We start from the raw sequence: 21,254 nt of genomic DNA, 5'->3' as shown, positions 1-21,254 counted from the left end.
ACGAGTACCCGTCATGGTGAGCCCAGAAATCCCTCCTCCTAGTGAGGGATGCAGGGATCAGACTCGCATGAAAGGAACCGTGACGAGCTGCTGCGGGATAGACCGAACCGTTTGTATCCGACCGCCCCATCGGAGTCACTTGAATCCTCAGTGTGGAGCCTCGGGTCGTGCTCCCCAACGGATGATCGCATTGCGGCCACCCGCAGGCTTGTTGCTTCTTGGCTGCCCGCCCGGGACTGTCTTTAGAGATTCCAGTAACCACCCAACCGACTGCTGCAGTTGCTGACCAGCGAGACCTTCCGTTTCGGATGCCGATGCAGGTTTGTCATCGGGGACGTTTCCGAGGACCAGATGTGACAGCAATCCAGGCCTAAGGAGTCTGTGTCGGGTGGTGGACAAGACGGTGGATATTGCTGTGGATAACTTTGTGGATTAGTTCTGAGGCCTTGTCTCCATCCTCCGCCTGCAAGTGTTCTCCGAGTCGGGCGCTTCGGCGCCGATCTTGCACCGACCCGTACAGCGCTGAGATGTTTCACGTGAAACGAGATCGATGCTGCTCTGGGTGAAGCAGTTCACAGGTGGAAGCGACCGATAAATCGCATAGAGCTGGTTAATTTTCCGCCTAATTGAAGGATGTTGTGACCGAAGGGCGCATGGCGACGCTGGGGCCGGATGACCGGACGTTGCGCCTTGCGGGAGTGACTTTCGGTGATTGTCGTGGAGAGTCACTTATCGAGAAAAGCGTGGATGCAATATATGAGGTTCGTGTGGGCTGTGAGAATCGTCTCAGCGCCTGTGGATAACTATGTGAATAACTACTGTGGAGAAGACTGTGGATGAGGTGGGTTTCGCCTCACAGGGAGTGCGGTGTTCCTCCAGACTTGCTCGGCTTTGCAGGACGGCGAAGCGGCAGAAACGGGAATGCTGGATCGTCGTCGGGGCACCTGGCCTTCGCTTCCAGAACCCTTACCGACTGCCTATGGCTGGGCAAGCCCATCCCCCGCGGCCGGCCTCCGGTACGCGGAACGATTCATTCCTGGCCAGAACCAGCAGAGGAGAGCAATGAGGTCTAGGGGTGGCGCCAGGGCCGGGCGGAGTGCGTAGCGCTTCCGGGTTCGTTGTATAGATAAGCGATGTGATGACCCAAGGGCGGCCTGACAAGGGCAGATGTACCGCAGGCACTTCTCTGCCAGTTGTCCCAGAGCATTGGCCTTTCCGTAAAGATTGGCTCCGTCCCGCTCGGCCGGTCCAGGCCCACGACCGTTCTAGGTAGTCCGTTGTCGGATATTGCCGTGGATGCCTCTTCCCGTTGATGTCGAGGTCTCCCGTTGCGAGATGGAGTCAGCTTGATTTCCCCTCGTGAGCGGTGACCGACATTCAGGGCGGGCTCGAGCAGGTGTGACTCGTGGTGGCGCGCTGCCCTCCGACGCCACTGGGTGCCGGAAGGGCAGCATGTAGACGCGCCAACGGGTGTCTTCCTGGCGTTGGCGAGGTGGCAGAGTATGTGGGTGTGGGTGTGGGCCGTGTACTGCGGGCCAGCCGACATCCGACCTTGTCTGAGATTCTTGCTCCCTACACGGACCAAGAGGCAGCAGATGCCTATCTCCCGGTGTCCCGCGCCTTCTACGCGCGGCCACGCAGCCTGTGGTCATTAGGCTGCTACACGGCTGGTGGGGGTCGTCGAGCGCGATCCGATCTGATTCCCGGCCTGACCTCCTGGCTTTGGCAGCCATCCGACTGCTGACCGCGTTTCACGTGAAACATGATCGGACTGCGAATACTTCTGGTGGGATTAGTACCGGTGGTTAGGAGCACAGTCTTACTGCGCGCTTTGTTATGCACATCGGAAGGGTGTGCCACCGTCCCGAAGGGCGCGTGCGTGGGGCCTCCGGAGCTGTTGGGGCAGCCCCTGTTGTTCCACCTCGGACCCCCGTTACCAGCAGGGAGCGCGCAATGGAAGGCTCTTGTGCAGTCATTGGCAGACAGATCATCGCCACGTGAGGTGATTTGGTAGAGCGAGAGCGGGGACCTGGACTCGCGTGACACTAAGCGAGAGCTAGCTATTGTTATCATACTCAGCGTTCCACCGCCGCTTGGGTGCTCGAGTATCGCCAAGAGATAGAAGACTATGCATCGGCCGCCGGTTGGGATCGCTCCGTTTCACGTGAAACATTGCTTCGCGCTCCAGTAGCTGCCGCCCTGCACCCCAAGCTCTCCCCTGCGCAGCTGATGATCCAATATCGACGCGCGATGTATTTATGAAAGAGCTATTCCGCCAATCGTGGGTGGAGGAACGCCCCTGGAGGCGGCGTGCAGTTGAACGGCCGAGGCCCAGGTGCGGATCGTTTCACGTGAAACATCGTCTTCAGCCGAACCTCGGCTTCCAGTCCTGCACCTGGGTTCACATTTGGCATCCACGTCAGCGGCGGGAGAAATCACGGATTGTGCGGGCGGTCCCGATGCCTCCTTCTCTAAAGCTGGCGTTTGCGAGCTCTGCGTTGCTGTTTTAGTTCCCGGTGGTAAATGGTTCGGGACGATAGAGCTGGACCGAAATGCCGACTCACTCGTAAATGAACTTGCGAACATCCTCATTTCCTCTTCAACTTTCGCCTGAAAAGCTCCAAAGCCACTAGGCCGCTCGAGTTTCAATATTTGGGTGCTTCTACGTGGCCGGAGGGACCGCCTCAGGGGGTGGCAATGTTTCACGTGAAACGAGGCAGGCATACCTGCCTGCCTGGTGGGAGAGGATGCGGCTGCCCGGCCTGCAAGGTCGGACAAAACGCGTGTCGATGTCGGTCTCAAGGTGTACGGAAAGGCATGCCTGTCGGTCGCGTGAGGCTTCGCGACTGGCAACTTTCTCATTTTGTGTTTGCCGTGGACTTACGGGGTGGAAATCCGAGTGGCAGCGGCTCACGTTCAGGGGCGGCCACACGTGACTTCACTGATTCGCCGCTTGGCTTTCCCTAAATCCGAGTGGAGCCTCTTAAGGATTTCGCCGCGCATATGTCCGCCGCCCCTCCGCCCGATGAGGAGGATTCTAGGCCATTATTCTATTTATTTGCGTTGATACCTCAGCCATGAGTAGGTCGCGGGGTGCAGGCCCAGTGTTGGTCCGGTGAAAGTGCCCTCCCCCGGCGGCCGTGACTCCTGAGATGAAGCACCATGTACCACCCGCACAGCAAAAAGATGGCCCCACAACCAGTTACGGTCGTGGGGCCACCTTGCGGGCCTGCCGGCAGCAGCGTGCCGGCGCCTGGGGAATTTAGGACAGGACGTCCGCGAATTCCTTTTCGAAGAACTGCTTGGGACGGGCTCCGATGACGGTGCCCTTCACTTCGCCGTCCTGGAACAGGTAAACGGCTGGGATGGACGTGATGCCGTACTGGGCAGCGATCGCGGGGTTGTCGTCGACGTTCAACTTAACGACCTCAACCTTCTCGCTGTACTCGACCGAGATCTCGTCCAGGATCGGTCCGAGTTTGCGGCACGGGCCGCACCACTCAGCCCAGAAGTCCACAATGACCGGCTTGGCCGAAGCCAGTACATCGGTGCTGAAGCTAGCGTCTGTTACGTCTTTTGCGTTGCTCATAGCCCTGTCTCTCTCTTGGATGGGTTGCTGCGCGCCGGTCTAGGCCGGGAGGTCTGCGAGGTAGTGCTCAACGTCGAGGGCCGCCACGCAACCGGACCCGGAAGCGGTGATGGCCTGCCGGTAGGTCGGGTCGATCACGTCTCCGGCAGCGAAGACACCCTGCAGGCTGGTCTTCGAGGTGCGGCCTTCAACAGCGATGGTGCCCTCGGCGGTCAGGTCGAGCTTGCCCTTGACTAGATCCGTGCGCGGATCGTTGCCGATGGCCACGAAGACGCCCGTTACGGCAAGCTCCGTCTCGGTACCGTCCACGAGGTTCTTCAGCATCAGGCCGGTGACCTTGTCCTGTCCGAGGACGTCCTCGACGCCGGTGTTCCAGATGAAGTTGATCTTCTCGTGGGCCATGGCACGGTCGGCCATGATCTTGGATGCGCGGAGTGTGTCGCGCCGGTGGACCACCGTAACGGACTTCGCGAACTTGGTCAGGAACAGGGCTTCTTCCATTGCGGAGTCCCCGCCGCCGATCACGGCGATGTCCTGGTCCTTGAAGAAGAAACCGTCGCAGGTTGCACACCAGCTCACTCCGTGTCCGGAGAGGCGCTTCTCGTTGGGCAGTCCGAGTTCACGGTAGGCCGAGCCGGTCGACAGAATGATGGACCGGGCGCGGAAGGTTTCTCCGGAGCCGATGGTCACGGTCTTGATGTCACCCTCGAGGTCGAGGTCGGTGACATCCTCGAACTGGATCTCGGTGCCGAAGCGGGCAGCCTGCTTTTCGAAGTTCTCCATCAGGTCCGGACCCATGATGCCTTCCGGGAATCCCGGGTAGTTCTCGACGTCGGTCGTGTTCATGAGCTCGCCGCCGGCGGTGACCGAACCGGCCAGGAGCAGCGGCTTCAGGTTGGCCCGTGCCGTGTAAACAGCAGCCGTGTAGCCCGCGGGGCCGGAGCCGACGATGATGACATCACGTACGTCTGACGCGGTGTTTTCTGCGTTGCTCACTGAACGGTGAACCTCTTCCTTTGTCGATGCGCCCGCCTGGGTGGCCGGCCACATGGCACAACTACCTGCTGGCGCTGAATATTCCGGCGGGACTTGCCCGCACGGGAGAACGCCAATACTCAGGGTACCGTCCCGGTGGCGCCGGGGCGGTGATGGTTACCTGCCGAGGGGTCCGCTACTGGACCTTGATCTCGGCCAGGCGCAGGCCGAATCCGTAGCGGGTTTTCGGTGCTGCCAGCTTCGGGAGCGTCTTGATCGAGACAATGACGTACTGCGCCGTGGTGGGTTCCTGCAGCGGCATGGTCAGGTCCGGGGAAGTGAAGCTGTTGGTGCCCACCTGCTTGGCGCCGTCCAGGGACGGGCGGTTATTGGTGAAGATGCTGATGTTGCCCCCGGAAGCGCCCAGCTGGCTCAGCGTCACCGAGGACACCTTGGCCGGGTTCTCCAGCTTGACCACCAGCGGGACCTCCGTGGCGAGGCCGCCCCAGTTGTCCGTGGCGAATTCCATGTCCGACCAGTAGCTCGCGGCGTTGCCGTCAAACGTCTTGACCAGGTCGCCGTCGTAGGTTCCGGCGAAATCGAAGTCGCCCAGCCGTGTGACGTCTTCAATGGCGGGCGGCCCGGCAGCCGGCGCAGGGCTGCCCGTGGCGGACGGTTCGGCCGATGCCGTACCGGGCGCACTGGTGCTGGCACCGCCGTCAGCGGCGGGCGGCGGTGTGGACTTGAAGAGGCTGCCGAGGTTGGTGACAGCAAGGACCAGGCCCACGACGAGGACCGCCGCCAGCAGGCCGCCCACCAGCCAGCGCATGGAGCGGGGACCGCGCTGGGGTTCCTCGTCCTTGCCGTAGTACTCCTCGTCTGCGGCGGTGCTGTTGCTCCGCGCCGACCCGGGGAAGAAACCGGGCGCGCGGTCCGCGGACGCACGTCCGGCTGTTGCTGCGGCCGCGTATTCCGGTGCTGCGCCCTGGCGCTTCGCCGGCTCGTCCTCGGCAGGGCGGCCGTAGTCGTCGTCGGACCACAGGGAAACCTTGGGCTTTTCGGCGGGCGCCGCCGGCTTGGAGACCGGAGCACCAGCGCCCTGCACGGGCTGCGGCGCCGTTGCGTGCGGAGCGGCATCCTGGGGTGCGGTCTCCGGGGACTTTTCTTCGGTGGACTTCACCTCAGGAGCCTTGGCACGGGCTGCGGCGGCACCTGCACCTGCAGCGGCACCTGCTGTAGCACCTGCGCCCGCGGCGGGGGCCACGACCGGACGCTGCGGCTTGCGTGCCGGCGAAACCGGCTGCGAAAGCGGCTGCGAAACGGGCGGCGACACGGGCGGCGCGGCGGGGGCAGCCCCTGCCGCGGGCGCGGTCCGGTGGTTCTGCCCGTAGGTGATGTAGCCGGCGTCGACCTCGTCTTCGTCGTAGAGGCCGTCATACGTTTCGGGTTCGTGGGACCGCGGCTGGCCGAAGATTTCACTGCCCAGGGTGTCAGTGAAGAACGGCTCAACGTAGGGCGGGTTGGAGGACACCACGAGGTCCAGCAGATCAGCGGCGGACGTGTGGTTGGTGATGAGGTAGGTGGTGGCTTCGCTGACCCCGAGGTCGAGGATCTGCACGTTGCCCGGGCGTTCGCCGGTGGCAACTTCGCGCGCACTCTGTGCCACCTGGTCCGCATTGTCCGGGCCGGCCACAAGGATGCTCACAGCACGGTTGAGCACCTGGTCAACACCGTCCAGCACCAGATCCTGGTCATGTGAGGTCAGTACTGTGGCAGTGACCTTGTAACGGCCACCTAGTACTGATCCGACATCGATCGGGTGGGACACGGGCTCCTCCTAGACTGTCCGGGAGCTGCCGAACTGATCACTTCGTCAGTGACCGCAGGTCCTCCGGTAAGCCGGTGGACCCCTGGTCTGCAACTCCCCTTGTTAGTCTTCGATCCTAGCCGATGCAGTGTCCCGGCCGCGGAAGCACGGCGCTGTTACCAGGACGGATACTATTTTTTCTTCTTGCCGCCGAACGGGAAGTGCGGGTTGTGCCCGGCGGGGCCCTGGTAGGTGCGCCGGCCCGGCAGCGGTTCGTCGCCGCGGCCCAGGCCGCCCTCTGCGGAACTCGGCACATCCTCGGCGGGAAGGTAGCCGCCCTCGGGCCCTACGCGCCGGGCCCGTTCGTCCTCTTCGTCCAGGTCCGGGCCGGCCCGGAAGGACGCCGCGTCGAACTCCCCGGAGATCCTCGGAATGAGGCCGGTGTCCACTGAGACCGTGGCACGTTCCGGCCTGGTCCGGGGTGCAGCGCTGCCTTCAGCAGGCTCCCCGGCTGCGGGCTGGGGGGCCGGCTTCCGGCGAAGGCGGCCCAGCAGCGGCTGCAGGAGGTCGCTCAGCTCGGTCACCCGGAACAGCTTCAGCAGGAGCAGGTACGCCGCCAGCATGATGGGTCCGACGACGATGATCGTCACCAGCGCGGCCATGGGGGTGCTCCAGGCGAATCCGTCCCGGCTGTAGCTGCCCATCAGCCACAGGGCACCGGCGCCGGCGAGGGCGGAACCAAGTGCGGCGTAGCCCATCCGGATGTAGGAGTTGGCGATCCGGGGACCGTCCAGGTGTCCCAGCCGCCGCCGCAGGAACACCGCACTGACGATCACCGACAGGATGTTGCCGCCCGTGTAGAGGATGGCGATGGCGAAGATGATCTGGTCGAACGGCAGGAACTGGATGGAGAAGGCCGCCACCACGTTCACCAGGGCCAGGACCAGCTGGATGAAGAACGGTGTCCGGGCGTCCTCGTTGGCGTAGAACACGCGGGACATCATGAAATTGGCGCTCATGAAGGGCGTGCTGAGGGCCAGGATGGTCAGGGTCTGGGCCAGCATCACGCCGTCCTGGGGCACCCCGCCGGAGAAGAACATGCCCAGCGGCCCGGCCAGCGCGAAGAGGGCCAGTGCCCCGAACACGGTTGCCACGGCCATGGTCCGCAGCCCGTGCGAGAGTGCGTTCCGCAGGCCGGCGACGTCCCCGTCCTGCGAGGCCCGGGTCATCCGGTTGAACAGCACCGTGGCGAGCGAGAGCGCAATGATCGAGTGTGGCAGCAGGTAGAGCTGGCTTGCCACCTCCAGCACGGCGTTGCCCGGCATCGTGTCCGCGGCCGGGTCGCCGGCCTGTTCCAGGCGGAGCCGTTCCGTACCCGGGATGGTGGCGATACGCATGACGTAGAGAAACGCCAGCTGCCCGACGGCGGCCGTCGCCAGGGTCCAGACGCTCAGCCGCGCAGCGTGGCCCAGCCCCACTCCGCGCCACCCGAAGCGGGGACGCAGGCCGAGCCGGAGCCGGAACACCGGGATCAGCAGGATGGCGGTCTGCGAGATCACACCGATGGTCGAGAATCCGGCCACCAGGAGCGTCTGGGTGGAGTTCCACGTGTCAAGGGTGTGCGGGTTGGCCGCGTTCGCGCCGAAAGCCCAGATGAACATCCCCAGTCCGGCGATCGCGACAATGTTGTTCAGGATCGGGGCCCACATTGCGGGCCCAAAGGCGCCGTGGGCGTTGAGCACCTGGGTCAGCAGCGCGTAGAGGCCGTAAAAGAAGATCTGGGGCAGGCACCAGAACGCGAAGGACACCGCCAGGGCCTTCTGCTGCGGCGAATATCCCTGGGTGGTCAGTTCGATGACCCACGGCGCCAGCAGCGTCACCGCCAGGGTGAGCGCCAGGAGCACCAGCACCGCCAGCGTCAGCAGCCGGCTGATGTAGTCCGATCCCTTGTCCGGGGCCTTGCTCGCCTTGATGATCTGGGGCACCAGGACGGCGTTGAACACCCCGCCCGCCACGAGCAGGAAGATCAGGTTGGGGAGGTTGTTCGCGTTAATGAACGTGTCATTGACGGTGGAGCCCAGTCCCAGGGCGGCCGCCAGCATCCAGGTCTTGGCGAATCCGAGGAAACGCGAGACCAGCGTTCCCGCGGCCATGATGGCGCTGGAACGGACTTCTCCGGACTGGACCGCTGAGGAATTGGCGGCGCCGGAGTCGGCGGGGCCGGAGTGTGCTGGGGTGGGTTTGGCTGATGACATCGTCTTCATCGTCTCACCCGGGCACGCCTTAAGGCGTTATCGGGGCCATTGCGGGGCCGCGGAGCCCTAGCGGTGCTCCGGCAGGACTTCCTTGGCGAGGTCGGCGATGCGGCGCTCGTTCGGGAAGGACAGCTTCCGGGCCAGCTCGTGGATGGGCACCCAGGCGACGTCCACGGCTTCCTTGTCCGGGTCATTCTCGATGGTCAGTTCCCCGCCCGTGGCCTGGAGCAGGTAGTGGTGGACGGTTTTGTGGACCCGGTGCCCGCTGACCGTGAACCAGTAGTCGATGCTTCCCAGCGGTGCGAGGATCTTGCCTTCGATGCCGGTTTCTTCCGCGATCTCACGGACGGCTGCTTCCTCGTTGCTCTCCCGGCCTTCCGGATGGCCCTTCGGCAGGCACCATTCGAGCCGTCCGCCGCGGTTGAGGCGGGCAATGATCGCGACCCGGAGTTCGGCGTCGGACGTGTCCACCACAACGCCGCCGGCGGATATTTCCTCCACCGTGGGAAGCGAAGCCTGCCCGGAGTGCTGCACCGGCGCGACGTTGGCACCGATTGCCGAAGGCAACGGTGCGTTTGTCCTCCTGCCGGGAGCGCTCGGTACGGGATGGGCCATGAAGTCCACTCTAACGACTCTTGTCCGCTCTTGATGACCTAAACATGGCAGGAAAGTGGACGGCCGGGAAAGTGGGTCGCCCGCCCCGGCCCTGTGTCCGGCTCTTCGCCGCCGGTCTTACGGGGATCCGGTGTGGTGCTGGCGGGGATTTCTGACAAGCTTAAGTAACTATGGCGCACGCACATCACGAGACTGACTCGCACACTGTTGATTTCCAGGTGGACCCGGTGGTTCTGGAGCTTGGGCAGCGGTTTGTCGACGCCGGCCACCAGCTTTCCCTTGTGGGCGGGCCGGTGCGTGACCTTTTCCTGGGCAGGGTGTCCCCCGACCTCGACTTCACCACGGATGCCACACCGGACCAGACGCTGGCCCTGATCAAGAAGTGGGCCGACACCTACTGGGAGATCGGGCGCGCCTTCGGAACCATCGGAATGCGGAAGGCCGGGTTCCAGATTGAGATCACCACCTACCGCGCCGAGGCGTATGATCCCGACTCCCGCAAACCCGCGGTGGCGTTCGGAAGCTCGTTGATGGATGACCTGCTGCGCCGCGACTTCACCATCAACGCGATGGCCCTGCGGCTGCCCTCGCTGGAGCTCGTGGATCCGTTCGGCGGCGTCCGTGACCTGCACGCGTCCGTCCTCGCGACGCCGGGCGCCCCGGAATCCTCCTTTTCCGACGATCCGCTGCGCATGATGCGGGCCGCGCGGTTCGCCGCGCAGCTGGGCATCACGGTGCACCCGGACGTCCGTGCCGCCATGACCCGGATGGCGGAGCGGATCACCATGATTTCCGCCGAACGGGTCCGCGAGGAGCTGGTCAAGCTCATCTGTGCGGCCCACCCGCGGGCCGGCGTGGACCTGCTGGTGGACACCGGGCTGGCCGACTTCGTGCTGCCCGAGGTCAGCGCGCTGCGGCTCGAATCGGACGAGCACCACCGCCACAAGGACGTCTACCAGCACTCGCTCCAGGTCCTGGAGCAGGCTGCCGCCCTCGAAACGGATGCCGACGGCGCCGTGCCCGGCCCGGACTTCGTGCTGCGGTTCGCGGCGTTGATGCACGACGTCGGAAAACCGGCCACGCGCCGCTTCGAGCCCGGCGGCGCCGTGAGCTTCCGGCACCACGACATGGTGGGCGCCAAACTGACCACCAAACGGATGAAGGCGCTGCGCTTCGACAACGACACCATCAAGGCCGTGGCCAAGCTGGTGGAGCTGCACATGCGCTTCTACGGCTACGGCGATGCGGGCTGGAGCGATTCGGCGGTGCGGCGCTATGTCACCGACGCGGGCCCGCTCCTGGACCGGCTGCACCGCCTGACCCGGTCGGATGTGACCACCCGCAACCAGCGCAAGGCCGAGCGGCTGGCCTTCGCCTACGATGATCTCGAGGCCCGGATCGCAGCCCTTCGGGAGCAGGAATCCCTCGACGCCGTCCGGCCCGACCTGGACGGAGGCCGGATCATGGAACTCCTGGGACTCAAACCCGGGCCCGTAGTGGGGCGTGCGTACAAGTTCCTGCTGGAGGAACGGATGGAGCACGGACCGCTGGATCCCGCCGAGGCCGAAGCCAAACTGCACGCATGGTGGGCGGCGCAGCCCGAGTCCGCCGCCGCACTCTCAACCGAGGAGCCCTAAGTGACCGCACCTTCGAACGGCCCCCGCCCGCAGCTGTGGATCCTGCGGCACGGAGAAACCGAATGGTCCAAGAGCGGCCAGTACACCGGCCTCACCGACCTGCCTCTTACCGTGGAGGGTGAACAGCAGTCCGTGGAGGCACGCAAGGTGCTCGACGCCGTCGACTTTGACCTGGTGCTGACGTCCCCGCTGCGGCGTGCCCGCCGGACGGCCGAACTGGCGGGTTTCCCCGACGCCCAGCTGGAGCCGCTCGCCGTCGAGTGGGACTACGGCGATTACGAGGGCATCAGCTCGGACCTCATCCGCAAGGACAACCCGGAGTACCTGATCTGGACCCACGGCGTGCCGAACGGCGAATCCCTCGATGATGTGGCGGCCCGCGCGGACAAGATTGTGGCGCGCGTGCTGGAATCCGGTCTGGACAACGTGCTGGTGGTTGCGCACGGTCACTTCTCCCGGATCCTCACCGCACGGTGGCTGGGCCTCGACCCGCACGAAGGCCGGCACTTCATTCTGGGAACCGCGAAAGTCTGCACCCTTGGCTGGGACAAGCGGACCCCGGCAGTTGTCCGCTGGGGCCTCTAGGCCAGGCCTTCAAAAACAATTCCAAGAAGGTTTATAAATTCAGTAGTCAACCGCTGCATTTATAGGGTATTTTTATTCCTGACCCCAGAGCGTCTTGCCGGGGTCGAGGCGCGCGTCGCCCGGCCAGTCAGCCGGAGCCACGGCATAACAGAAAAGGAGGTTGGGAAAATGATTACTTTGACTAGCGGATGGATGTACTTTGTCGCCGCCCCGGCCTCTGCCGCTGGACCGCGCCCGTTTTTCGGCCTCACTGCCCCCTGAGCCCTGCGTTTGCGGCTTTGTTCCTTGAGGCTTGTTCGTGGGAACCGGTTCGATGAACCGAACTCCTTGAATTAGGACGCGGAGCCAGGGCTTCGCCGGCACCTTCCTCTCCGGAAGTGGCGTGGCGGCGGGCCGTCCAGGCGGAACCACGCGGTTGCACAGCACCCCAAAGATCGGAACCAGGCTTCCTGTTGGGTGTGCCGCGCTCCCTTCGCAGGAATATTCCGTCCAGAGGCCAATTCGCGCCTCCGCGAAACCCCTTATTAAGTACCGGGCATTTCTATGCCCAATTGCGGCCTTTTCTTCCTGAATTCACAGAGGCCTTAATTGGCATGCCCAATTTTCCCCGTTTCCATTATCACCACCGAAAGGTCCACCGTGACTATCGCCAGCACCACCACCCGCCCACGCAGCACCAGCCGCCGAAGGGAGGTGACCACCATGAAGCAGAGACTCCAGCTCCTCCTGCGCCTGGCCCTCCAGCCGGCTCCACGGCACACGACGCTGTTCAACGGACAACTCCTGGACCAGAAGCGTGAAGACGCCTATGTCGTTATGCACCAGATGGGACTCATCCGCTGAGCCACGGCCCTGCCGTAGAAGGAGGAACGGATGACTGACCCTGGAATTGATCCGCAAGGAGCCCACGCGGCGACGCGTGGGCTCCCCCGTTTAACCCTGTATTTCCCCCACCGTTGAGCCTCCCGCCCGGCGCGGCGCGGCGCGGCGCAACCGCCCCGGTAAGCTCAGGGGCATGCAGGAGACAAAGCCGCCGGAGCACCGCCGTCGTGTGCGACTGGTCATCCCGAGCCGCAGCGACCACCTGCTGAGGAATTTCACGGAACTGGTGGGCGGTCCCTTGGGTCGCCGTTCAGCCCCCGGCATTGTGTCCCCCGGGTTTTTCACGGTGGAACGTGTCCTGATCCTGCTCACCGTCCTGGCCGCCGTGACCGGAATAGTCCTCAAGTCCTACTGCCGCGTCAACGGGTGGGAAACGCCGGGCCAGTTCTACGCGACCTGCTACTCGGACTTCCCGGAACTGTTCAAGAACCGGGGCCTCGGGGACGGCGCCTTCCCTTTCATCACGCCGGGAACGTTCTTTGAGTATCCCGTCCTGATGGGGTGGATCGCCGGCGTCACGGCTTTGCTGGTTCCCGGGGAGGGCGTGTCGGCTGCCCGTATCCTGGCCTACTTCGATCTCAACGCCGCCCTTATCGCCGCGGTCTGGGTGGTCACCGTGCTTGCCACGGCGCGGATGGCGCGCCGCCGGATGTGGGACGCGGCAATGGTGGCGGTGGCACCGGGCATCATCCTCGCCGGAGCCATCAACTGGGACATGTGGGCCGTGGGGCTGCTCGCCGTCGGCATGTACTGCTTCTCCCGCAACAAGCCCCTGCTGGCCGGAATCTTCATCGGCCTGGGCACCGCAACCAAGCTCTACCCCGTGCTGATCCTGGGTGCAGTGCTGCTCCTGGCGTTGCGGACGGGGAAGATCCGGGCCATCCTCGTCACCGCCGGTGCCGCCGCCGCAGCGTGGCTGGCCGTCAACCTGCCTGTGGCCGTGTCCAACACCGAGGGCTGGAAATACTTCTACCAGTTCACCCAGGACCGGCCCGCGGGCTACAGCTCGCCCTGGTTCGCCTACAACCTGGTGGCCGGCCGGCTGGGCTGGGCGCCGTTGCAGCCTGAATTCATCAACGGCGCGGCCTTGAACCTCTTTGTGCTGGCCTGTGTGCTGATCGGGGTCCTGGCCCTCACCGCACCGAGGCGGCCCCGGATGGCGCAGCTCGCCTTCCTGATTGTTGCCGCGTTCATCCTGACCAACAAGGTCTACTCCCCCCAGTTCGTCATCTGGCTCATCCCGCTGCTGGCACTGGCCCGGCCGCGGTGGCGGGACTTCCTGGTCTGGCAGACGTTCGAGGCGCTGCACTGGGCGGCGGTCTGGATGTACCTCGGGCAGGTGACCAGCGGCGGGGTGGCGCAGCACAATATTGATATGCCCTACTACGTGCTCGCCGTGGTGTTCCACATGATGGCCACCGGTTACCTGATGGTGCGGGTGGCGTGGGACATCTGGGAGCCCCGTGACGACGTGGTGCGCCGGCACGGCACGGACGATCCGCAGGGCGGCCCGTTCGACGGCGCACCGGATAAGTTCCGGGTGGACCTGCTCCGCCCGTCGGCCTCCGTGCTGCCCTGGCGCAAGGTGCCGGCGGATGCCTGACGTCGCAGTGGTCGGCTCAGGACCGAACGGGCTCGCCGCGGCGGTAACCCTCGCCCGGGCCGGACTGAAGGTGCACGTCTACGAGGCGGCGCCCACGGCCGGCGGCGGGCTGCGCACGGCCGAACTCATGGAGCCCGGGCACTGGCACGATATCTGCTCGGCGGTGCATCCGATGGCCCTGGCCTCCCCGTTCTTCCGGGAGTTCGAGCTGTCCCGGCGGGTCCGGCTGGAGGTTCCCGAGGTCTCCTACGGCACCCCGCTCGACGGCGGCCGGGCGGCCCTGGCCTACCACTCACTGGAGCGGACGGTTGCCGGGCTGGGGCGCGACGGAGCCGCGTTCGGGCGCCTGATGGCACCCCTGGTCCAGCGCGCGGACGGCGTGGCGGACCTGACGCTGAACCAGCTCCTGCGGATACCGCGCGACCCCGTGGCGGCCGCCCTGTTCGGCGCCCGGGTTCTGGAGCAGGGGTCGCCGCTGTGGGGGCTGCGGTTCCGCGAGGACCTGGCGCCGGCGCTGCTGACCGGCGTCGCCGCGCATGCCGTCGCCCGGCTCCCGGCACCGGCCGCGGCCGGCGCCGGCCTCATGCTGGGAATGCTGGCCCACACGGTGGGCTGGCCCGTCCCGGCGGGCGGCTCCGCGGCGATCGCGGAGGCCATGGTGGCGGACATCGAAGCGCACGGCGGGGCGGTGGAGACCGGCGCACGGATCGGCTCCCTGGCCGAGCTGCCCCCGGTTAAGGCCACGCTGCTGGATGTGGCCCCGCCCGGACTGCTGGCCCTGGCGGAGGGAAAGCTCCCCGACCGGTACCGCAGCGCGCTTGGGGCGTTCCGCTTCGGAGACGCGGCCTGCAAAGTCGACTTCATTCTTTCCGGCCCGGTCCCGTGGGCGGCGCCCGGGCTGGCCGACGCCGGCACGGTCCACGTGGGCGGAACCCGCGCGGAGATGGCCGAGGCGGAAAACGTGGTCGCCGCAGGGCGCCATCCGGAACGCCCCTACGTCCTGGTCTCCCAGCCGTCCCGCTTCGACTCGGGCCGCGCCCCCGGGGGCCGGCACGTCCTGTGGACCTACTGCCACGTGCCGTCCGGCTCCAGCGTGGACATGGCCGGGGCGGTGATCGCCCAGCTGGAGCGCTTCGCCCCGGGGTTCCGCGACCTGGTGGTCAGCCACCAGGTGACCACCGCCGCCGGCCTGGCGGACTACAACGAGAACTACGTCGGCGGGGACTTCAGTGCGGGCCTCATGGACCTGCGCGGGATGCTCCGCCGGCCCGTGGCGGGTCCGGTCCCCTGGCGGACTCCCCTGCCCGGTGTATACCTGTGCTCCTCCTCGACCCCGCCGGGCCCCGGAGTGACCGGGATGCCCGGGTTCCACGCAGCAAAATATGCCTTGAAGGACATATTCGGCCTGGCCGTGCCAGAGCTCGGGATCGACGGCTAGCCGCCGGGGCTCAGGCCGCCGCGGCCCCGACGGTTTCCCTGGCCGAGAGCCTGCCGTCGCGCATGGTGGCCACTGAATCCGTCAGCGGCACAAACCCCGTGTCGTGGGTGACCATGACCGTCGCCACCCCGAACTCGTCGGTGACCTGCCGCAACAGCCCCACGATGGCCGCGCTCCGTTCCTGGTCCAGGGCGGCCGTGGGCTCGTCCACCAGGAGGACGGCGGGGTCCCCCATCAGGGCCCGGGCAATGTTGACCCGCTGACGCTGGCCGCCGGAGAGCTGGTGGGGCCGTTTGCCCGCTGCGGGGGCGAGGCCGACGAGGTCCAGCAGCCCGGCGGCGCGCCGGGCGGCCGGGCCGGCCGGTTTGCCGCGCAGGTGGTCCCCGATCACCAGTTGCTCCAACGCCGTCAGCGACGGCAGGAGGTTGGGCTGCTGGAACACGATGCCGATCCTGTCCCGGCGCAGGGCGGTGCGGTCCGCCTCGGACAGCTCCCCCGCATCCACCCCTCCGACCAGCACGCGGCCCGCCGTGGGGCTGACCAGCGTGGCGGCAACGGCCAGCAGGGACGACTTCCCCGATCCGGAGGGGCCGACGAGGGACAGGAATTCCCCCGCTCCGATGCTGAGGTTGACGGCGTCGAGCGCTTTGAGGGTGCTGTCGCCGTCCGGGTATTCGAGCGTGACATTGACGAGGTCCAGTGCGGTGTTCACGATATGTGCCTTTCTAGGAATATTCGGTCGGGAAGCGGGCTAGTTGCCGCCGAGGGCCAGGAGCGGATCCACCCTGGCAATGCCCCGGACGGCCAGCGCCGCCCCGGCAAGGCCCAGGACAACCACGCCGGCCACGGGCACCAGGGTGGTTTGGGCTGTCAGCAGGAACGGGACGGCCCCGGCGGCCAGGGCGCCTCCGGCCGCGGCGGCCCGGCCGCCGGCCGCAGCGCCCGCGAGGAGCACAACGCCGGCCTGGACCATGGCGTCCCTCAGGATGTAAGCGGGGGAACCGCCGAGGGCCCTGAGGACGGCGACGTCCCGGGTGCGCTGCACGGTCCACACCGTCAGGAAGGCCACGATCACCAGGGCGGAGATCCCGTACAGGAAGGCCTGCATCAGGAGGAGGGAACCGTTTTCGCTTTTGTAGGAACCCAGGGCCTGGAACGAGCCGTCCCGGGTGGTGCTGGTGGTTCCGGCCGCGGAATCGGCGGCAGCGGCGTCGGGCCCGGCCCCCTCCTCGGCGGTGACGGCGATGACGGTCGCTGCGGCGTCACCGCCGGGAAGGTGCGCCAGCTTCCGCCAGTCGCCGAGGGTGGTCCAGACAACGCCGGTGTGGGCGTACCACTGGTCCGGAACGACGGCGGACACGGTCAGATCGGTGCCGCCCACGGCGGCGCTGCTGCCGGGCTGCAGGTCGAGTTCCCGGGCCAGGGTGCTTCCGACCACCACCGTGCCCTCGGCCACCGGGACGGGAGACAGCATGCCGGCACCGCCGCCTTCGCTCCCGAAGACGGCAACACTGGCCGTTCCGGACGGGGCTCCGCCGGCGCCCATCGCCTGGAACCGGCCCTGGCTGATGCCCAGGAGGCCGGCACGGGCCACCCCTTCACGTGCGGCCCACTCCGTCAGTTGGCCGCGGCTGACTTCCGACTCGGTGAAGGACGCCTTGGCGGTCTCCCCGGCGGGGGCGCCGAAGACAATCCGGTCCGCCGGCAGGGCGGCGAGGGCCGATGTCGACTGGTTTCCCAGGCCCGCGGTGAGGCCCGAGAGCAGCACCAGGAGCAGGGTGATGAGCGCGACGACTCCGCCCATCAGGAGAAAGCGTCCTTTGGCGAAGCGGAGATCGCGGAGAGCGAGGTACATGGGGGTCCTTTTCGAGGGGATGGTTGCTGTGTTTACCAGCTTTCCGCGGCCCTGCTGTCCGGACATCGCCCGCGGGGTTGGCTGTGCCGGTCCGGGCGGTTGACCCGGGCATCAACCAAAAGGTTGATCGTGGCCGGGCGGCCGGGATTTCGGGTGGATCGCGCCCGGTCCGGCACTACGCTGAAGGGATGGACGGAAGGGCTCGCACAGCACCGGGAGGGGCCTCTTCGGCCGGCACCACTGATGCCGCCGTGATCCTGCGCATCCTCCGCGTGTGCCTGCACAGCGGGTTCGCCGTCCTCCTGGTGGTCGCCGTGGTGCGGCTGGTGGGAGCAGGCCTCGAGGGCACGGACTGGATCGCCGCGTGCCTGGCGCTGGTCCTCGCCACCGTCTACGTCCTGGGCACCGTGCTCGAAAAACGGCACTCCACGGACCCGTCGCAGTTCGATCCCCGGCCCTATTCCCGGCTGTGGCTGGGGGCTGTCTGCCTGCTGTGGCTGCTGCTGATCTGGGCCAGCGCCGACTTCGTGTGGCTGGCGTTCCCGCTCTTCTTCCTGCAGCTGCACATCCTGCCGCGGAGGCTGGCTTTGCCGGCGATCGCCTTGAGCACGGTGCTGGTGGTGGTGGCGCTGTGGTTCCATAACGCCGGGGCCGCAGGGGGTGCGCTTCAGTTGCCCATGGTCCTGGGACCGATGTTCGGGGCGGCCTTTGCCGTGGTGACCGGGCTGGCGTACCGGGCGCTCTATCTGGAGGCGGAAAACCAGCGCCTCGCCGCCGAGGAGCTCCGCCGCACCCGCGCCGAACTTGCCCGCAGCCAGCACGACGCCGGCACACTGGCGGAACGGGCACGGCTGGCCCGCGAAATCCACGACACCCTGGCCCAGGGCTTTTCCAGCATCGTGCTGATGGGCCGCTCGGCGGAAAAGGCCCTCGACGGCGGGGACACTGACGCGGCCCGCGACCGTCTCCGCACCGTCCAGGAAACCGCGTCGGCCAACCTGGCTGAGGCCCGGAACTTCGTCCGCGGCCTCCAGCCGCCGGACCTTTCGGAAAACGCCGGGAACCCCGAGGCGGCAGCAGCGGAGGACCCCCTGGTCAACAGCCTGCGCCGGCTCTGCGAGAAGACCGAAACCGAGGCAGCCGCCCGCGGCACCCGCCTGCGGTGCCGCTTCGACCTGGAAGGAACCCCGGTGGAGCTGCCCAACCCGTACCGCACCACCCTGCTGCGGGCCGCGCAGGCAAGCCTTGCGAACGTGTGGGTGCACGCCAAAGCGGAGACCGCCGTCGTGACCCTGTCCTTCCTGGGCAGCGAAGTGGCGATGGACATCTACGACGACGGTGCCGGCTTTGACCCCGCGGCGGCCGTCGATCCCGCCGGGCGGCCCGACGGCTCCGGATACGGGCTGAAATCGCTCCGGGAACGCGTGGCGGCGCTGGCCGGCAGCCTGGACATCGAATCGGCCCCCGGCGAGGGAACGGTGGTGGCCATCCGGCTGCCGCTTGCCAACACCTCCGTTGGGACCTCCCCTGTTGCCGACTCTGCTGCCCGGAACGCCGCTGACAGGAACGAACCGTGAACGACATCCGCGTGCTTCTGGTCGATGACCACCCCGTGGTCCGGGCCGGGCTGCGGGCAATGCTGAGCGACTTCGAGGGCATCACCGTGGCCGCGGAAGCGGCGGACGGCGGCGCGGCCCTGGCCGAGCTGTCCCGGCTCCACACCCTCGGCGAGCCGGCCGACGTCGTGCTGATGGACCTGCAGATGGGCGCGGGCATGGACGGCGTCACGGCGACCGGCAGGATCAAGGCGGGCGACGCCGGGCAGCCTGCCCCGCCGGTGCTCATCCTCACCACCTACGACTCCGACGCCGACATTCTCGCCGCGGTGGAAGCGGGCGCCAGCGGCTACATGCTCAAAGACGCGCCGCCGGAACAGATCCGGCAGGCGGTGGTGGCCGCCGCGGCAGGCCAGACCGCGCTGGCCCCGGAGGTGGCCGCCCGCCTGCTGGGCCGGATCCGCAATCCGGAACCGGCCCTGTCCGCCCGCGAGATCCAGCTGCTGGAACTGGTCGCCACCGGCCTGGGCAACCGGGCCATCGCCAGGCAGCTGTTTATCTCGGAGGCAACAGTCAAAACGCACCTGGTGCACATCTACGGCAAGCTCGGGGTGGACAACCGCACCGCCGCCATTTCCGTGGCCACGCAGCGCCGGATCATCCGCCGCTTCTGAACCCGGTTCCCGGTTCCGGGCCTTCATGACAGCCGCTTTGTCCGCGGCAGGGGGCATAATGGCGCGAATGGGGAAATCATCAAAACTTTCAGCTGCCCTGATTGGGCTCATTCTTGGCGCCTCGCTGGTGTCCTGCGACGATGGCCGCACCGGTGCGCAGGACGCGGCGAAACAGCTGGCGTCCGCACTTGCCGCGCTCGACGTCGGCGCCGTGCCCTTTGAAGGCAAGGACTCCGCCGCGGCCAACGAGCAGCTCCACGAGGTCTTCAAGGAGCTGGACCCGGCCAAGCCGGCGGTCCAGAGCGGCGAACTCAAACTGGACAAGGACACCGCCACGGTCCCGTTGAACTACAGCTGGAAGATCGGCTCCGGCGAGTGGAAGTACATGGTGACCGCCCAGCTGAAGAAGTCCGGTGACAAGTGGCTGACCGTGTGGACGCCGGGGCTGCTGGCGCACCTGGCGGAAGGCGAAGTGCTCGGCACCTCATCCCAGTCCCCGGCGCGGGCCGACATCCTGGGTGCGGGCGACGTTCCGCTGGTGACCTACCGGTCCGTCGTGAACGTCGGCATCGACAAACCCCTGCTGGCATCGACCGATCCGGCGGCGTCCGCCACGCAGCTCGCCGAACTGGTGGGCGTTGACCCGGCGGCCTACGTCCAGCAGGTCCAGGCCGCAGGCCCCGAGGCCTTTGTCACCGCCATCACGCTGCGTGAGGACGGCCGGACCATTTCCGACAACCAGATCGGCGAGATTCCCGGCGCCCGCGCGATCCGCGACTATCTTCCCTTGGCCCCCACCCGCACCTTTGCCCGCGCCCTGCTGGGCACCGCCGCCGAAGCGAACGCCGAACAGATCGAGAAATCCGGCGGGGAGCTGCAAGCGGGGGACACCACGGGCAGCGGCGGGCTGCAGCAGCAATACGACGCGCAGCTGCGCGGCAGCCACGGAATCCAGGTCTTCGCCGAAAAGGGCGGTCTCACGGCCGAGGAACGCCAGTCCCTGCTCAACGGCGGCCGCCGGCTCCTGTTCGAGGCCACGATGAAGGTGGGCACGCCGCTCAGGACCACCCTGGACCCGAAGATCCAGCAGCTGGCCGAGGACGTCCTGGCGAAGGTGGGCCCGGCGTCGGCCATTGTGGCGCTCCGCCCGTCCAGCGGCGCCGTCCTGGCCGCCGCCTCGGGGCCGGGCAGCAACGGCTACGACACCGCGCTGCTGGGGCAGTACGCTCCCGGGTCCATTTTCAAGATCGTGGATTCCCTGGCCATGATCCGCAACGGCATGTCCCCGGATTCCACGGTGGAGTGCCCCGCCACCCTGACCGTCGACGGGCGGACCTTCAAGAACGCCGAGGGCTACCCGGCCTCGTCGCTGGGCTCCGTGACGCTGCGGGACGCGTTCGCGCACTCCTGCAACACGGCATTCATCAACGCCCGCGACACCGTCAGCCAGGGCCAGCTGGAGGCCGCCGCCACGTCCCTGGGTGTGGCCGTGGAGGCCCCCGCGCTGGGGGCCAGCGCGTTCCTGGGCTCAGTGCCCGGCGATGCCACCGGCACCGAGCACGCCGCCTCGATGATCGGCCAGGGCAAGGTGCTGATGTCCCCGCTGGCCGCCGCCGTGATGGCCGGCTCCGTGGCCAAGGGCTCTCCCGTGTCCCCGCAGCTGGTGCTCAACCCCGGCGCCGACGAGTCCGCGGCAGCAGGCGGGGCGGCCACCCCCTCCGCCTCGGCCCCGGCAACCTCGGCTGCGCCGTCCGGGTCCACGGCCCCGCCTGCTGCCGCGGAC

The 21,254-nt window shown here is 66.9% G+C and carries 15 protein-coding genes; 8 read left to right on the top strand and 7 right to left on the bottom strand.

The window, feature by feature from the left end:
- Positions 1-3,262: 3,262 nt before the first annotated feature.
- The 5 genes from trxA to AR539_RS02140 all read right to left on the bottom strand — a co-directional run bounded on the left by trxA (position 3,263) and on the right by AR539_RS02140 (position 9,241).
- Complete coding sequence (trxA, locus tag AR539_RS02160; protein WP_066432146.1) at positions 3,263-3,589, bottom strand: thioredoxin; 327 nt, start codon at positions 3,587-3,589, stop codon at positions 3,263-3,265.
- A 39-nt stretch (positions 3,590-3,628) separates the two neighbouring features.
- On the bottom strand, positions 3,629-4,585 hold the full coding sequence (gene trxB, locus AR539_RS02155) for a thioredoxin-disulfide reductase (protein ID WP_066432145.1): 957 nt from the start codon (positions 4,583-4,585) through the stop codon (positions 3,629-3,631).
- Positions 4,586-4,760: 175 nt separating this feature from the next.
- On the bottom strand, positions 4,761-6,392 hold the full coding sequence (locus AR539_RS02150) for an ABC transporter substrate-binding protein (RefSeq protein ID WP_066432143.1): 1,632 nt from the start codon (positions 6,390-6,392) through the stop codon (positions 4,761-4,763).
- A gap of 170 nt (positions 6,393-6,562) precedes the next feature.
- Positions 6,563-8,626 carry a murein biosynthesis integral membrane protein MurJ gene (gene murJ, locus AR539_RS02145; protein WP_442854389.1) on the bottom strand — a complete coding sequence of 688 codons (2,064 nt, stop codon included), beginning with the start codon at positions 8,624-8,626 and terminating at the stop codon, positions 6,563-6,565.
- Positions 8,627-8,692: 66 nt separating this feature from the next.
- Positions 8,693-9,241 (bottom strand): NUDIX hydrolase, encoded by a 549-nt coding sequence (locus tag AR539_RS02140; RefSeq protein ID WP_442854388.1) that lies wholly within the window; start codon positions 9,239-9,241, stop codon positions 8,693-8,695.
- Between the two features lie 170 nt (positions 9,242-9,411).
- Here AR539_RS02140 and AR539_RS02135 point away from each other — a divergent pair, with 170 nt between their 5' ends.
- The 5 genes from AR539_RS02135 to AR539_RS02120 all read left to right on the top strand — a co-directional run bounded on the left by AR539_RS02135 (position 9,412) and on the right by AR539_RS02120 (position 15,386).
- Entirely contained in the window at positions 9,412-10,878 is a 1,467-nt protein-coding gene (locus AR539_RS02135) for a CCA tRNA nucleotidyltransferase (protein WP_066432140.1), read from the top strand.
- A complete protein-coding gene (locus tag AR539_RS02130; RefSeq protein WP_066432139.1) occupies positions 10,879-11,463 on the top strand; it encodes a histidine phosphatase family protein in 585 nt (194 codons plus the stop codon). It abuts the gene before it with no gap.
- Between the two features lie 702 nt (positions 11,464-12,165).
- The gene (locus AR539_RS19465; RefSeq protein ID WP_197410534.1) at positions 12,166-12,306 is read left to right on the top strand and encodes a hypothetical protein; all 141 of its coding nucleotides are present in this window, start codon (positions 12,166-12,168) and stop codon (positions 12,304-12,306) included.
- 172 nt (positions 12,307-12,478) lie between these two features.
- Positions 12,479-13,948, top strand: coding sequence for a glycosyltransferase family 87 protein (locus AR539_RS02125; protein ID WP_066432137.1), 1,470 nt, complete (start codon positions 12,479-12,481; stop codon positions 13,946-13,948).
- A complete protein-coding gene (locus tag AR539_RS02120; RefSeq protein ID WP_066432136.1) occupies positions 13,941-15,386 on the top strand; it encodes a phytoene desaturase family protein in 1,446 nt (481 codons plus the stop codon). The genes AR539_RS02125 and AR539_RS02120 overlap by 8 nt, the downstream gene beginning before the upstream one ends.
- 10 nt (positions 15,387-15,396) lie before the next feature.
- Here AR539_RS02120 and AR539_RS02115 read toward each other — a convergent pair whose 3' ends face one another.
- Together AR539_RS02115 and AR539_RS02110 are read right to left on the bottom strand one after the other, a co-directional pair.
- Complete coding sequence (locus tag AR539_RS02115) at positions 15,397-16,098, bottom strand: ABC transporter ATP-binding protein (protein ID WP_066432133.1); 702 nt, start codon at positions 16,096-16,098, stop codon at positions 15,397-15,399.
- Positions 16,099-16,137: 39 nt separating this feature from the next.
- Positions 16,138-17,241 carry an ABC transporter permease gene (locus AR539_RS02110; RefSeq protein ID WP_066432131.1) on the bottom strand — a complete coding sequence of 368 codons (1,104 nt, stop codon included), beginning with the start codon at positions 17,239-17,241 and terminating at the stop codon, positions 16,138-16,140.
- A 188-nt stretch (positions 17,242-17,429) separates the two neighbouring features.
- On the opposite strand from AR539_RS02110, the gene AR539_RS02105 reads away from it, so the two are divergent.
- From AR539_RS02105 to AR539_RS02095, 3 genes are all read left to right on the top strand, one after another.
- On the top strand, positions 17,430-18,818 hold the full coding sequence (locus AR539_RS02105) for a sensor histidine kinase (protein WP_066432129.1): 1,389 nt from the start codon (positions 17,430-17,432) through the stop codon (positions 18,816-18,818).
- Positions 18,815-19,471: a response regulator transcription factor gene (locus AR539_RS02100; protein ID WP_066432128.1), complete on the top strand. Its 657-nt coding sequence runs from the start codon at positions 18,815-18,817 to the stop codon at positions 19,469-19,471. The genes AR539_RS02105 and AR539_RS02100 overlap by 4 nt, the downstream gene beginning before the upstream one ends.
- A 67-nt stretch (positions 19,472-19,538) precedes the next feature.
- A partial coding sequence (locus AR539_RS02095; RefSeq protein WP_082699160.1) for a penicillin-binding transpeptidase domain-containing protein occupies positions 19,539-21,254 on the top strand: 1,716 nt, incomplete at its 3' end.

Origin of the sequence: Arthrobacter sp. EPSL27 (assembly GCF_001512305.1) — a bacterium.
GTDB lineage: Bacteria > Actinomycetota > Actinomycetes > Actinomycetales > Micrococcaceae > Arthrobacter.
Note: the sequence above shows the minus strand (reverse complement) of the source record. Positions and strands in the feature narration are given on the sequence as shown.